Here is a 14,901-nt window from a genome sequence, read left to right as displayed (position 1 = left end):
CCGTTTTTTTTAGGGACGGACCTCTGTTTCGCAGCTATTCCCCCGGATTAAATGATAGAAATATAATATCCAACAAGGTTTAATACCGTACATAATAGGATAATTTCATATAGTAAACGTTAGTTTAATAGAAGCAATATTATGACGATATAAAGAGCATCAAGGTCCGTCCCTCTGCAGGAATTTCTCTCGGGGATACAGAATGTAGTAGGTATGCATGGCAGCAGGTATGATGGCTGTTCGGGCAGTCGGATTTGTGATGGAGTTGACATGAAATCGTAACGTTCAGTAGAGTGAAAATCAATTATGATAGGGGAAGAGAGTGAATGACAGTGAATTTTGGTAATGTGACCTCCCGTTACGCTGCGTCTTGTGATGATATTCCACACCGTTTCTTTGATACGTTGAAGGTAAGGGGAATTGTGTGGGAAGGTAGGAAAGTGGCTGAAATCGGTTCGGGTACGGGCAGCCTGACCAGAAAGCTTCATAAGCGTGGAGCCGAGGTCATAGGTGTCGAGCCTTCGATTGACATGAGGGAAACAGCCAAGACGTTGGAAAGTAAACTTTACTTGGAAATCCCATATCTGACGGGGACGGCTGAATCAACGAATTTGCCGGACAACTATTATGATATTACGATGATCCACAGAAGCTGGGATTTATTCGATCGGACGAAAGCAATCCATGAAATCAAGCGGATTTTGAAGGATAATGGAACGTTCATTGTAAGTGATTCAAGCTTCCTTATGACCCATGAAGTCGTGCAGGACACGATGACATTCTTAAATGAACATGTCGATATGACACTCCCCGATACAAAAGCTGATCCTGCGGGTCAGGTAAATGGATTTCCCGTGGAGTGGTTGTTAGAATGGCAGCAGGCTGATTTTACGATTAAGGATTTTTATACCTTTTCCTATATGGTCGATTTTACCTTGCAGTCCTGGTGCGATCGTGTGGGATCCCTTTACTGGCTTTCTCACTTGGATGACACGGAGAAAGAAGGATTACTGCAATCATTACATACCTTCTTATCCAGGCGTTACGATTCCCTCCAGGAGTTTACTCTTCAGCACCAGTTTACAGTCTGCCTGATGAAAAAGTAGAAAGAGTGATCGGATTGGAAGCAGTAAAGAAATATGTAGATTACTTAAATATGGATATTGAGACCCCGACTTTAAACTATTTGCAGCGGCTGATCCAACAGCATTTAATACGGATTCCCTATGAAACGTTCAGTAAGTTTTATTATTTTTCCAAAGGGGAATCCTTCGTGCCCTCGTTAGAGACATTCGCCGAAAACCTTCACCTGAAAGGGTGGGGAGGAACCTGCTTTACTTTAAACATCAACTTCGGCAGGCTATTGAAAGAGTTAGGCTTTCACTGTCAATTTGTCAGAGTGAATCCTGGTCACCTGGGATTGATGATATCGATTGATAACCGGAAGCTGTATGTTGATGTGGGATACGGTTCTCCCATCATGAAGCCTGTCGAGCTTGAAGCAAGGCAGAGGCATCTTCTTCACGGGTTTGGGGAGGAGATCATTTTCACCCAGAAAGATATCCGGGAATTTGAAGTGGATCGCCGTTCAAATGGGAAGACGTTTGTGAAAAAGACCATCGAGTGGGTTCCGCTTGAGGAAGACGAATTGGAATCGGATATTCAAGCTTCCTACATGGATTCAGATGATAATATCACCATGAGGAGGATCACGGCCGTCCGTTTTCAGGGTAATCAGTGCTACTTCCTGCGTAACCAGACGTTGAAGGTGATGACCTACCGGAATATTCGGGAATATCACATGAAGGATATCGATAAATGGAAAGATGTCATCGGTGAAGTCTACCATTTTGATATGCATTCTCTCGAGGAATCCATCCAGTTCTTACAAAAGCGGAACATTAAGCTATTTCCATAGCCGTACAGAATATCGGGATGATATTCTGTACGGCTTTTTGGTTGTGTTCATGTTTGGGGCAATGGGACTACTCTAATTCAGGATCCCATATCATAAAATAGTATAAAACGCGCGGGTTTTCGCCCTGATTCCATTTATGTATTATTTTTGACAATCTCATCGAAAGACCATTATCTGGATGGGGAATTTCATATTTCATTAGATTTTTCCACTGAAAAGAGTTATGATATTGACCGGTGGACGATTTGAAATAATCCTGCCTTTACAACACATTTTGCATGAATAATTTAATTTGGTATATGATGTTAAAAGATGTTATATAAATGGACGAGTTTTTCTGAATTAATACAGATTAGGATGATGGGTATGAAACGAGCACGAATTATATACAATCCTACTTCGGGACGGGAGCTTTTTAAAAAGCACTTGGCTGAAGTATTAATCAAGCTTGAGCAGGCAGGTTATGAAACCTCTGTACACGCGACCATATGTGAAGGGGATGCGACCGAAGCGGCACGCATTGCTGTTGAACGGCAATATGATATCGTTGTGGCTGCCGGTGGGGACGGTACGTTAAACGAAGTCGTCAATGGATTGGCCGAACAGGACTACCGTCCGAAGCTTGGAATCGTTCCGATGGGAACAACCAATGACTTCGCCCGGGCCCTGCACATTCCAAAGGATATCAGTTCTGCCATAGATGTGATTACGAAAGGTGAAACCATCCCCGTCGATATCGGACGCATGAATGAACGTTATTTCATCAATATCGCAGGCGGTGGAAGAATCACTGAATTGACCTATGAAGTGCCGAGTAAGCTGAAAACCATGATGGGACAGCTTGCTTATTACTTAAAAGGGATTGAAATGCTGCCTTCCATCAAGCCGACAGACGTATCGATCGAATATGACGGAAAGCTATTTGAAGGAGAAGCAATGCTCTTCCTGATCGGACTGACCAACTCGGTGGGGGGGTTCGAGAAACTGGCTCCGGATGCTTCAATCAATGATGGCTTATTTTCTCTCCTGATTCTGAAGAAAACGAATCTGGCAGAATTTATCCGTATCGCGTCCCTGGCAGTACGCGGCGAACACGTAAATGACCCGAACGTCATTTACACCCAGGCCAATCGAATTAAAATCAAGGCGAAAGAAAAGGTGCAGCTCAATGTAGACGGTGAGCTTGGAGGAGTCCTCCCTGCAGAATTCGAGAACCTCTATCGTCATCTCCAAGTATTCGTTCCACTTGATAAGATCCGCCCGGAAGATAAAGCTGAATAATATAAAAAAAGGAATGCCGTGGTGGCATTCCTTTTTTTATGTTAACAATGACTATGATTTGCACCTGCTCTGTCATAGAGTGTTTGCAGGAGAGTGAGGGGAACTGCTCCTGATTGCAGCTACCGATCGACCACGTCTTCTAAGCACAGTGCGCTTCCGGGAACTCGCCATGAGTTTATGCAGTTCTCCTCATCCTCTATACAAGTTTGCCGTAACAGAGCTAAATGAATAGACATAAAATCAAGCAATTTAGATAAAAAACTCCGTTGATTGGAGCGGAAGGTGCTCGACTCCTGCGGGAAACAACGAAAAGCGGAGGCGGCTTGCTCAGCCCCGACAAGCATAAGATGAATGGGCTGGGAAGGCGTTTTTTGCCTTCTTGGACCATTTAGCTTATGACCTCGAGGGGCTAGCCGCCGGAGCTGGACAAGGGAAGGACACCTCTTCTAGCCGAGGAGGCTCAACTCACGCCCCGCGGAAAGCGAGCACCTGGAGCGGAAATCAACTGCTACTCGCTGCTTAAAAACCACGTTTAATCTATATATTCGTCCTGAAATCAATTGACAAGTAAAAACACAAAAAAAGTCAAAGGGAATCCAATTAAAAATCCCCACCCAATTTGCTGCTTATGACGGAAAGGAACCTTCCTGACAACCCATGATAAGATGTGGGCGATGATCACAAAGGCAAAGACCCAGATCAATTGCCCCACCACGAACACGAATAAATAAGCCAGGATCGATTCTTTATTAAGCAAAAGGGATATCCCGAATCCAAAGGTTAAAGTCAAAAAGGTGAGTCCGATCAATATATAAGGAAGCCACCATCTTCTCGACTTGAGAGCAAATAAAACTCCAAGGAAGACATTTCCGACGAGTATAAGGTTCACTATGATGTCTGGGTTCATATTTATCTACCTTCTCTTTCTAGAATTGTTGCACATACCATTGTACCCTTTGTAGATCGGATGAAACGCGGTAAGTTTTAACATACTATCAAGTAAAATGAAATACTACTTGAATCTGTTTAATTTCTAAATCGATTGTCTTATAAGGTGAGAATCAGTAGTTGCCTGTTAAATTTTGTATTCCCTGGCACGGAAGGATTGTGTTACAGTGAATAAAAAGCATATCGGATAATGTGCCACTAAGAAGGGTGAATTCAATGTATATCGTACATTCAACATTTGTAGTTCCTGATGAAAAGGCGGAGGAAGTAATTTCAATCTATCATTCCCGTTCAGGTCTTGTGGATGAGGCGGAAGGATTTCAGAGGTTCCTTCTCCTTCAAAATGATAAAAAACCGGGAGAGATCACGGTCCATATGGAATGGGATACGAAGGAGCACTTTATGACCTGGGTGAAGAGTGAAGACTATAAGCGTATTCATGATCTGGAAAAGAAATATCCTGATCAAGAGCTGGCTTCTATCATTCCATCCATCGATCGTTACAAGGTGGTGGCGTACTAATGGATAATAAGTATAAAAATGTCATAGATATAGCAGTTGAAAAGTTGTATGAGCGCTATCCTGAATTGGACGAAAGGTTCGGGGAAGCCGGAAGAAAGAAGTGCTACGAGGATAATATCCATCACTTCAATTATCTGGAGTCCGCTGCAGATGTAGGTGAAGCGAAGGTATTTTCCGATTATGCCCTTTGGCTGAACAGTGTGTTGGTCAGCAGGGGGATGAAATCAGATCACCTCATTGATAATTTCAACTGTATCATGGAATCCCTAGACGAGACCGATGTTGAAAAGGGTAAGACCTTCGAGCTTTATCTGAAACAGGCAATCGAATCCATCCGTACCGCAGACAGAGAAAATCTCCCTTCAACATGAAAGCAGAAGCATCGGACCACAGTGTTCGATGCTTTTTTTACACAGAGAGGGACGGACCTCCAACCATTTCATTCTCCTTCCCCATTTATGGTACAATCAGTAGAGTCTTAAAAAGGAATTCGTAAAGGAAGATAACCGTGAGTAAAAAAGCACCCGTTCAAAAAAATGATTATATAGATAAAGCCGTATTTGAAGATCTGACCCATGACGGAAATGGTGTCACCAAAGTAGACGGTTACCCATTATTCGTTCCCAATGCCCTTCCAGGAGAAGAAGGTCAGGTAAAGGTCGTGAAAACGAGCAAAGGATACGGTTTCGGGAGAATGTCAGAACGCACGAAGGAAAGTCCGTTTCGCCAGGAACCTCCATGTCCGATATACAAGGAATGCGGAGGATGCCAGATCCAGCATATGACCTATGAAGGTCAGTTGGAAGCGAAGGAAAAGAATGTCCGTGACGTGATGCAGCGTATCGGGAAACTTCATGATGTCAGCGTACACCCGGTCCTTGGAATGGAAGAACCGTGGCGCTACCGCAACAAAGCCCAGGTCCCTGTAGGGGAAAAGGACGGGCGGTTTGTAGCCGGGTTCTATCAAAAGCGGAGTCATGAAATTATCGATATGGATAAATGTATCATTCAATATGAAAAAAATGATGAAGTGATCCAACATGTGAAGGATATATGCGAGAAACTTGAGGTCCGTCCCTATGATGAAAAGAGCCATAAAGGGACGCTGCGCCATATTATGACCCGGACGGCGTATACGACGGGTGAAGTTATGGTGGTACTGGTCACGCGGACGCCTGAGCTTCCTCATAAGAAGGCCATCGTTGAAGCTCTTACCGAAAATATTGAAGGATTGAAATCAATCGTTCAAAATGTGAACCCTAAAAGGACAAACGTGATCATGGGAGACAGCACCACTGTTCTATGGGGAGAAGACGTCATCCACGATTATATCGGGGATGTTAAATTTGCGATCTCCGCAAGATCTTTCTATCAGGTGAATCCGGAACAAACGAAAGTGCTTTATGATAAAGCATTAGAGTATGCGGATTTACAAGGAGAAGAAACGGTCATTGATGCGTATTGCGGAATTGGGACGATCTCCCTTTTCCTCGCTCAAAAGGCCAAGAAGGTGTTCGGAGTCGAAATTGTCCCTCAGGCGATTGAAGACGCAAAGCAAAATGCTGCGTTGAATGATATGCAGAATGTGGAATTCAAAGCGGGCCCTGCGGAAGTGGTTATTCCCGATTGGTATAAAGAAGGGGTTAAAGCGGACGTTCTTGTTGTGGATCCTCCACGAAAGGGCTGTGATGAAGCACTTCTGGATACAATCCTTGCCATGAAGCCTAAGCGTGTCGTCTATGTATCGTGTAATCCTGCGACACTTGCCCGGGATCTTAGAATCCTGGAAGATGGGGGATATAAAACAACAGAGGTTCAACCTGTTGATATGTTCCCTCAGACCATGCACTGTGAAGCCGTTGCGAAGATCGAGTTAGTCGAATAACAAAGTGAGGGATTAAACCAATGTATCTCACCATTAAAGAAACAGCTGAATATTTATCACTTCCCGAATCGTACATCGAAAGCCTCGTCCAACAAAGAAAAATACGTGCGGTTCATGACGGGGAACAATATTTACTATACCGGGATCAATTCAATCAGCATCTCGAGCAAATGGAAAAAATGAAGCGGCAGCTCGCAGAATATCTAAGTGAACCGATCCCTGAAGATATCGATGTTAAGGATGAAGACTAATCCTTTGTGATTCAAGAAATCAACTGAAGAAATGGAGAATACAATGAGCGGACAACAGCGTTCCAATATTAAACCGGGTCTTGAAGTGGACATCGTCCTGAAAAAAGACCAGCGAACAGATAAACTGACACGTGGGATTGTGAAAGATATTCTAACCAATTCACCGAATCATCCACACGGAATCAAAGTCCGATTAACAGATGGACAGGTTGGCCGTGTGAAACATATTATCCAGAAATAAGAGGCCGTTGGGGTCTCTTTTTTTCTATGTCTTGAAAAGTGATGTACCTGGTACATTTTGATTGGATTGTACCGGGTACAAAAAAGTCAGCTGACACAAAAAAGACCTCGATCTCCTCATGGGATTGAGGTCTTTCCATTTTGCTTAACTAAATAACTTCGGAATGCCTTGAATCAACGAGTACACACCCATATAGGACATGGCTACGACGATCAATACACCGAATATAGTCATCCAAACCGGATGCTTGTAGTCACCGACGATTTTAGCTTTATGAGCGGCAATCAGCATGACGCCCAATGCGATCGGAAGGATCAATCCATTAAGAGAACCGACCAGGATCAAGATGGCGACCGGTTTACCAACAACCACGAATACAAGGGTAGATACTGTGATGAAGCCGACAATCAGCCATTTATGATACTTTTCCAAAAGGGGACTGAATGTCCTGATAAAGGATACCGATGTATAGGCTGCTCCTACGACGGAAGAAACAGCGGCAGACCACATGACTATTCCGAACATCTTGTAGCCGATATCCCCAGCAGCCAGCTGGAATACAGAGGCAGGGGGGTTGGACGGATCCAATGTGAACCCTTGTGCTACGATTCCCAATGCAGCAAGGAATAGGAAGATTCGCATGATGGAAGCAATCCCGATAGCTGAAACGGAGCTTTTCGTGATTTCAGGAAGTGCTTGTTTCCCTGTTACCCCCGCCTCTAACAATCGGTGACCCCCGGCGAATGTAATGTATCCCCCAACGGTCCCGCCGACCAGTGTGATAATGGCAAGGAAATCAATGGTATCCGGAGCAAATGTTTTCGTTACGGCCTCCCCGACAGGTGGATTCGCAGTAAACATGACGTATACCGTAAGAATGATCATCAAGAATCCAAGGATCTGGGCGAACCGATCCATCAATCTGCCAGCTTCCTTCACAAGGAAGATCCCGACAGCGACGATTCCACTGAACAATGCGCCCATCTCAGGAGAAATACCAAACAGGACGTTCGTTCCGAGGCCCGCTCCTGCAATGTTTCCGATGTTGAAAGCCAAGCCGCCGGCGACGATTAGAATGGCAAGGAAGTAGCCCAATCCAGGCAAAACATCGTTGGCGATATCCTGTGCCCTTTTTTCCGAAATGGCAATGATGCGCCAAATATTCAACTGAGCACCGATATCGATGAGAATGGATACTAAGATGACGAAACCGAAGCTTGCGGCAAGCTGCTCGGTGAACACGGTTGTTTGAGTCAGGAAGCCTGGCCCGATGGCGGATGTCGCCATCAGGAACGCGGCTCCTAATAAAAGACTGAAGTTCGATTTTTTCTTCAAGTGTTTCGCTCCTTTGCTGTCATGGTTATATTAAGAGGTGAATTTCAAGGCGATTCCTTGCTTCAAATGGCTTAATTGTCGTTCGCGGTCTATGTACAGTTCTTGAGCCTCTTCATGGGAGACCATAGTGAAACTGATCTCTTCCCCAGGCTTTGTTTGAGCAATGAGGGGAAGATCCACCGAAGCAATATATCCTATCCTCGGATAGCCGCCTGTTGTTTGTCGATCAGCCAGGAGAATGATCGGCTTACCATCCGACGGAACCTGAATCGTCCCAAATACCACCGCTTCCGATATTAGATCGAATTCTTCTTGAAGCTTTAGGGACGGACCTTCCAGTCGGTATCCCATCCGGTCTGATTGAGAAGAAACCTTAAAGGCTTCGTTAAAAAATCGTTCGCGGCTTTCTTCAGAGAATAAATGATATTCCGTACCCGGGATCACTCGAATGACTTTCTTCTGATGATAGGACGAGATGAATTCAGATGAGATCGACCAATCGATCTCTGTGAAGTCACTGTGTTCTAGATACGGTAGTAAATAGTCGATCATATTGGCGGATTCTTTGGTAATTGTTCCTGCTTCCAGGGTATCGCCTGGCTGAAGGGGACGTCCATTCAATCCTCCGATACCGGCCCTTACATATGTGGATTTACTGTTCATGACGGTGTCAACATTAAATCCGCCTGCAACCGCCAGGTAACTGCGGCACCCGTTTGTGCATGCCCCGAATTTAAGGACACTGCCGGCTTTGATCAACAGCGACCTTCTTAAAGGAACGGGATTCCCATCAATGGTTGGAGAAAGATCTCCTCCACAGATTGAAATCAGGGTGGTTTCCTCGAATTTAAGGACTGGTCCCATCAATGTAATTTCAAGGACAGCTTCGTCCACCCCGTTCCCGACAAGAAGATTCGAGATTTTGTGGGCGAGTGGATCCATGCTTCCGCTTACGATGACACCATATTTTTGAAAGCCGAACCTTCCTGAGTCCTGGATGGTGGATAGGAGGCCGGGTTTGATGACATTAATCATTGTTCCTCCTCCAATGCTTTATATTCTTCAAGTGTGATCGGCTTGAAACGGATCCGGTCTCCCGCTTGGAGTAAGCTTGGGGAGTCGTCGTGATCCGGTCTGAATAGGTTTAAAGGTGTACGTCCGATCAGCTGCCATCCACCAGGTGTTTCGATGGGATATACCCCGGTTTGTTCCCCTGCGATTCCCACTGAGCCAGCCGGTATTTTCAGGCGAGGCGATTTCTTTCGGGGGGTTGCGATTTCCGGAGACATGCCTCCGATATAAGGGAAGCCGGGAGCGAAGCCGATCATATATACTAGATAGTCTCCATTACTATGCTTTTTAATGATTTCTTCAGTGGACATTCGGTGATGATTGGCGACTTCTTCAAGGTCTGGTCCGAAGTCGCCACCATAACAGACGGGGATGTCGATGATTCGGGCTTCGACTTGTTCTGTCAGCGTCAAGTGAGAAAGCATGTGTTCGATTTCAGAACAGACGACTGTATAGGGTAACGTATTCTGAAAGGGCTTATGGGATTCGATGATTTTTATCGGGTCATAATAGAGTGTGACAGTCGTAAAGGCAGGGACGTATTCCACAAGCCAGTTTGGTGTTTGGTTTTCGAACAGATTTGTTACCGCTTTCACATGTTCGTGAGTTTCTTGCTGTATTGAGCTTCCTAATTGGATTACGACTGCGTGATCGCCTGATGGGCGTATTGTATGATTCACAGGATTACCTCCATTCTTGTTTTGTATGATTATTAATACTGAAAAATAATTATGTAAGAGTGGCCGCGCAAATAAGATTATTCAGAAATTTTGGCCATGTTGTTATTATAGTATAATTCTTTGTGTTTTCAATAAAAGGTTGGGAAATAGCAGATGGATTGGGTGAGATTAAGACTTTGAACCTAATGTGACTGTAGTCATTTTTTGGCTCATTCGTGTAAAACGTACGTTTTACACGCCTTTCAGCTTAAGCTGAAAGGCCGGGTAGAGAAGGGCAACCGAAAGGAGCAAATGAATTTGCTCTTTCGGTTGCCCTTCTCTACCCGGAATGAGCCAAAAAACGGTTAAGAATAATTTTCCTTATAATAATGATTTTAAACGCAGCGATTCAGGAAATATTGTTTCTCATATTTTGTCAGAAACTTACATCATTCCGTTGTTTTAAATCGTATCGCAATTGTGTTTTGTGTGCTATTATTTAGTAATCCGAAATAATAACTTCATTAAATAATGAAGTGTGATAGATGGGAAGGGAGGTTTTTTCATGAAGGTGAAGGATCCTTTATGGACGAGGTCTTTTATTATGTTGATGGTGGGGAATTTGTTTGTGTTTATGTCGTTTCAGATGTTGATTCCGACGCTTCCGCCTTATATTAAATCGATTGGGGCTTCGGGGCTTGAAATCGGGTTGGTGACGACGTTATTTTCGATCGGTGCTGTGCTAAGCCGGCCGTTTATTGGTTTTATGTTGGAATACAGGGATAGGAAGCCCCTCGTATTAATCGGGGTCATCTCCTTATTGGCGATCACGGTGATCTATCCATTATCCAGTGTGGTTTTTATCTTCTTATTATTCCGTTTTGTCCACGGACTTGCGTGGGGCTGGTCGACAACGGTCAACGGAACGGCAGCGGTGGACGTGGTGCCCAAATCCCGTTTGGGTGAAGGGATGGGGTATTATGGCTTGTCGATTACAATCGGGATGATCATTGCTCCGAGTCTCGGAATCTATTTATTCCAGGTGACAACTTTCACGAATTTGATCATCACATCAAGCGTACTTGGTGTCATTGCTATCATCTTGTTGGGCATCGTGCATTACCAGACGCCGCAAGTGGTTGAAGAAACAAAAAAGGAAGACTTGAAATTTTCTTATCTTGGCTCTCTAATCGAGAAATCGAGCTGGTTCCCGGCTTTCATTACGATCATGGTGACGTTTGGGTATGGGTCGATCGTGACCTTCATCGTCATCTTTGGGGAAGAGCGTGGCATTCAGCATATCTTCTTATTCTATTTGTGTAACGCAATCATGGCCTCTTTATCAAGGCCGATTGCCGGTAAATGGTTTGATGAACGGGGACCTAAGGGGCTTGTGCTATTCTGCATCGCGGTAACCTTCATCGGGATGTGGACGCTATCCTATGCTCATTCTGATTTCCTGATCGTCGTATCCGGCATTTTGTTTGGGGTTGGATTCGGGTCACTGATACCCACTCTTCAATCGTGGACATTGTCCATGACTCCCGATCATAGACGGGGAGTGGCGAACGGCATGTTTTTCTCCTCCATTGACCTTGGAATCGGGTTGAGCGGATTAGTATTCGGCGTCTTGGCTCAGTATGTCGAGACAGGCGTACTGTTCCAAATCTCTAGCCTGTTCTTACTGATTGCCATGGCAGTGGCCATACTCGAAGGGCGTAAACACAAAAAGTTCTCTCACCAGACCTCCTCTTAGTTTGAGGGCGCCTGAACGGTGGTAAGTATAAAGGACTATCTGTTTTGAATGGGCATCAAAGCCTTTCGTAACGGATGGTCCTTTCTTCTGTAATGGATGTGATTCCATTGAATCACAGTAGAAAGTAACAATCGGAATTTGAAAAGGAAATGAAATTTTATCACCGTGAATTTCTGTTAGAATGATAGCAATAGACAAGTCTGTGAGGTTCCTGAAAATGAGGGACCCACATATAACGGAGGCCATTATGACAGAAGAAAAATTACTGATGGAGAAGTCATTTTATCGAACTTTCTTAGTAGATGAGAATACGAACCGTCATCCAATTGAAGTACTTGGAGGAGCATTTGTCGAAGAACAGCAAAATGAACCATATGATTTAACGTTCATCCGCTATGCTCAAGGGGAGGTCTATTTTCACAGCAGGGACTATGAAGCGGCCATCTTCAAATGGGAAAGCATCCTCAATGAACTCGAGCCATGGGCAAAGAAGAACATTGCGGATTCTTACTATGAGCTAGGAATGCTGTCTTCAGCTGAGGATGTTTATACTGCCATTCAAGCGGAAAGTACCGTTTTGACAATGGAGGTTTCCCTTCAACTATTCTCCTTGTACATTGAGCGAAATAAGATAGAATCCGCCTACCGTACAATCGAAAAAGCCTTATCGATCCAACCGGATTATCCGAACGTCACTGAACTTGCGAGGGCTTTTTATGAAGATCAACAGGATTGGAATAAAGCAGTGGAACTCGCGGTTCAGGAATCCATCCGTACCAAGGACCCTATATGGTTCATGATACTGAAGGAATACGGGGATCTCGGCTATACGAATTCATTTGCGCCTACTTATTTCTACGATTTGATGATAGCGGTGTATGAAAAGGACCGTAAACAATTCAAGGATTTAATAGATGCCCTGTGGTCAAGCTATAGGAGCCAATCCTCTGCACAATTGATCGAATGGATGCAGACAGTCAATACGATTTTTGAATATGTGGAAGTCCTTCCGAACGAGTCATGGCAGGACATCCTTACCCAGTTCCAGGAAACGTACATCGGCTTTCTCGAAGGCGATTACCTGGTGAAAGATCTGGAAGGCTTCATGCCGAATATGCTGACCAATTGGCTTAAAATAAGCCGGGACGATCAGCCTCTATTCCCTGCAGCCGCCGTATTAGCCTGGAACGAAGTCTTCTCTTACAGCATGGAACCAATGGTGAAGGAAGAAGCCGAAATGATCCTGTTAGAAGGTGAGTCCTATCATGCGCGTTTCGAAGACATCGTCCTGTTCTTGAATAAAATCATCCAGTGGTCCGAACGAAACGAGGCGCCGGTTGGTTACAAAACCCAATGGATTGCAGAACAATTGATGGATCTGAGTGAGCATCATCTATTGATTGCAGGAAGTGCCTCCAGCGGGAAATCTTCTTTCGTTCAATCCGTCCTGGGTGAGAGTGTGGGAGAAGCTGAAGATTCAACCATCATTTACAGCTATCATGATCAGCAGGTAGAAGTGAAGGAGATTCATGATCAAGGTGTTCATCAAGTCGAAAGCATCGCTGATTTTGAAGAATTGATGCAAAGGGAAGCATTTGTCGAGTATAAGCTTCCGTCTGAATTCCTTAAGAAAAATGGAACGGCCATCATTGATGTTCAAACAGGAAAGAGAAAGCTGGATGATCTGACTGCCTTTTATCCTGCCGCCGATGGACTGCTCTATGTGTTGAATGCAGATGCTCCATTTAACGCAGAAGATCGTCAGACCTTACGGAAATTAACAGAGATCGGCCAGCCGGTGAACGTTCATTTCCTGCTGAATAAAATGGATAAAGTATCCCACACAGAACGCACAGAGGAGATCATTGAATCGGCAAGGGAAAAAGCCCGTGAATGGTTCCCTGATGCTGAGGTCTTACCATATTCATCCCTGGAAGCTGTCCATCTGCAGCGAAAAGATGTAGAAGCATTCATCAAGGGGCAGTATATGGTGAGCAGCAGTGCCCTTAAAAACGAACGGGGAAGCAAACTGTTCTATTTAGTGAGAAAAACCTTAAGGGATTTATATTCCAAGCGAAAGAATCGTGAAAATGAATTAAAAGAGAGCATCGAGAAGAATGAAGATATCCTTTCACGTCTGAACGGATTTGAGAACTATTTGGGAGATATGCAGAGCGAGAAGGTGTCTATCATCAAGGATTCTTTCCATAAAAAGAAAGAAGCGATGAAGAAGGAAGTCTATGAGAAAATCCCATCTATCCTTAGCGGCTGTTCCGAATTGATTAGCGAAGAGAGTGACTTCAAACAGATTCATACGGAATTGAACGAAGCGATGAATACAAGGATACAAGAGTATATCCAAGAGGACCTCATGCCCCGTTATGTTACATCACTCGAAGATTGGCTTCTGTTCTCCAGACAGGAGCTGCAAGATAGTCAGAACTATTTGCTCGAAATGAGTGAAACGTTTAACGGTCTATTCGGGAGAGATAAAGTCGTTCTACAATGTGACTTTCAGGTAATCGATGACTGGAGACGGGACGTCAGCAGGATGGGGACAAGAGCACAGATCGATAAGGAAAACATCCTTCTGCGATTTAAACCGGCTCAGTTCCTATTGAAAAGCGCCGGGAAGCTTCTCGGTGTCCTGCCCCAGAATAAGACATTATTGTACAATCAGTACAAACGTTATTTAGAGAACGAAGACTATCAGGACATTACCGAATCCGTTGTGAATAAGTTCTTCCTTCAGTTTGATTTGTTCGAGAAATCACTGCAACAGGACGTTCATTCATTCTTCCAGGAGCCTTTCACTCAATTGAAAGTAACCATCAAAGATACAGAAACCGAGATTTCAACTGACCAGGATTCACTAGCGAAAATGAAAGCAAACCCAGAACGATATTTCGACCCAATCACTTTATTCGAAGTGAAACTGCTTCAGCATGAATATATGGTGAAAGCAAGCTATAAAGCATCCCATCATTATTCATAAGGAAAAAGACTGATTCTTAGGGAGTGATTTCCCTTTAAG

General features: G+C 44.3%; 14 protein-coding genes. 10 read left to right on the top strand and 4 right to left on the bottom strand.

Annotated features, from left to right (window positions below):
• The first annotated feature begins 326 nt into the window (after window positions 1-326).
• The 3 genes from KYJ26_RS14060 to KYJ26_RS14050 all read left to right on the top strand — a co-directional run bounded on the left by KYJ26_RS14060 (window position 327) and on the right by KYJ26_RS14050 (window position 3,199).
• Window positions 327-1,106, top strand: coding sequence for a class I SAM-dependent methyltransferase (locus KYJ26_RS14060; protein WP_219168020.1), 780 nt, complete (start codon window positions 327-329; stop codon window positions 1,104-1,106).
• Between the two features lie 14 nt (window positions 1,107-1,120).
• A complete protein-coding gene (locus tag KYJ26_RS14055) occupies window positions 1,121-1,918 on the top strand; it encodes an arylamine N-acetyltransferase (RefSeq protein WP_257475046.1) in 798 nt (265 codons plus the stop codon).
• A 366-nt stretch (window positions 1,919-2,284) separates the two neighbouring features.
• Window positions 2,285-3,199 (top strand): diacylglycerol kinase, encoded by a 915-nt coding sequence (locus KYJ26_RS14050; RefSeq protein ID WP_219168019.1) that lies wholly within the window; start codon window positions 2,285-2,287, stop codon window positions 3,197-3,199.
• 556 nt (window positions 3,200-3,755) lie between these two features.
• Here KYJ26_RS14050 and KYJ26_RS14045 read toward each other — a convergent pair.
• Window positions 3,756-4,106 carry a hypothetical protein gene (locus KYJ26_RS14045; RefSeq protein WP_219168018.1) on the bottom strand — a complete coding sequence of 117 codons (351 nt, stop codon included), beginning with the start codon at window positions 4,104-4,106 and terminating at the stop codon, window positions 3,756-3,758.
• A gap of 257 nt (window positions 4,107-4,363) precedes the next feature.
• On the opposite strand from KYJ26_RS14045, the gene KYJ26_RS14040 reads away from it, so the two are divergent.
• The 5 genes from KYJ26_RS14040 (at window position 4,364) to KYJ26_RS14020 (ending at window position 7,046) form a co-directional block, all read left to right on the top strand.
• Window positions 4,364-4,669 carry an antibiotic biosynthesis monooxygenase family protein gene (locus KYJ26_RS14040; protein ID WP_219168017.1) on the top strand — a complete coding sequence of 102 codons (306 nt, stop codon included), beginning with the start codon at window positions 4,364-4,366 and terminating at the stop codon, window positions 4,667-4,669.
• Window positions 4,669-5,040, top strand: coding sequence for a hypothetical protein (locus KYJ26_RS14035; RefSeq protein ID WP_219168016.1), 372 nt, complete (start codon window positions 4,669-4,671; stop codon window positions 5,038-5,040). Before KYJ26_RS14040 ends, KYJ26_RS14035 begins: the two co-directional genes overlap by 1 nt.
• 137 nt (window positions 5,041-5,177) lie before the next feature.
• Window positions 5,178-6,554 carry a 23S rRNA (uracil(1939)-C(5))-methyltransferase RlmD gene (gene rlmD, locus KYJ26_RS14030; RefSeq protein WP_219168015.1) on the top strand — a complete coding sequence of 459 codons (1,377 nt, stop codon included), beginning with the start codon at window positions 5,178-5,180 and terminating at the stop codon, window positions 6,552-6,554.
• Window positions 6,555-6,574: 20 nt separating this feature from the next.
• The gene (locus KYJ26_RS14025; RefSeq protein WP_034760887.1) at window positions 6,575-6,805 is read left to right on the top strand and encodes an excisionase family DNA-binding protein; all 231 of its coding nucleotides are present in this window, start codon (window positions 6,575-6,577) and stop codon (window positions 6,803-6,805) included.
• A 43-nt stretch (window positions 6,806-6,848) separates the two neighbouring features.
• Window positions 6,849-7,046: a YwbE family protein gene (locus KYJ26_RS14020; protein WP_206852419.1), complete on the top strand. Its 198-nt coding sequence runs from the start codon at window positions 6,849-6,851 to the stop codon at window positions 7,044-7,046.
• A gap of 144 nt (window positions 7,047-7,190) precedes the next feature.
• Here the strand turns inward: KYJ26_RS14020 and KYJ26_RS14015 are convergent, their stop codons facing one another.
• The 3 genes from KYJ26_RS14015 to pxpB form a co-directional block, all read right to left on the bottom strand.
• The gene (locus KYJ26_RS14015) at window positions 7,191-8,333 is read right to left on the bottom strand and encodes an NRAMP family divalent metal transporter (protein ID WP_219168070.1); all 1,143 of its coding nucleotides are present in this window, start codon (window positions 8,331-8,333) and stop codon (window positions 7,191-7,193) included.
• Window positions 8,334-8,411: 78 nt separating this feature from the next.
• A complete protein-coding gene (locus KYJ26_RS14010; protein WP_219168014.1) occupies window positions 8,412-9,416 on the bottom strand; it encodes a 5-oxoprolinase subunit C family protein in 1,005 nt (334 codons plus the stop codon).
• Window positions 9,413-10,132, bottom strand: a complete 720-nt coding sequence (gene pxpB / locus KYJ26_RS14005) for a 5-oxoprolinase subunit PxpB (protein WP_219168013.1) — start codon at window positions 10,130-10,132, stop codon at window positions 9,413-9,415. Before pxpB ends, KYJ26_RS14010 begins: the two co-directional genes overlap by 4 nt.
• Before the next feature lie 544 nt (window positions 10,133-10,676).
• Between pxpB and KYJ26_RS14000 the strand changes: the two genes are divergently transcribed.
• Window positions 10,677-11,867: an MFS transporter gene (locus KYJ26_RS14000; RefSeq protein WP_219168012.1), complete on the top strand. Its 1,191-nt coding sequence runs from the start codon at window positions 10,677-10,679 to the stop codon at window positions 11,865-11,867.
• A gap of 247 nt (window positions 11,868-12,114) precedes the next feature.
• A complete protein-coding gene (locus tag KYJ26_RS13995) occupies window positions 12,115-14,862 on the top strand; it encodes a GTP-binding protein (protein ID WP_219168011.1) in 2,748 nt (915 codons plus the stop codon).
• Window positions 14,863-14,901: the final 39 nt, after the last annotated feature.

Origin of the sequence: Rossellomorea orangium, assembly GCF_019334305.1 — a bacterium.
Classification (GTDB): Bacteria; Bacillota; Bacilli; order Bacillales; family Bacillaceae_B; genus Rossellomorea.
This window is presented reverse-complemented; position numbering and strand designations above follow the sequence as displayed.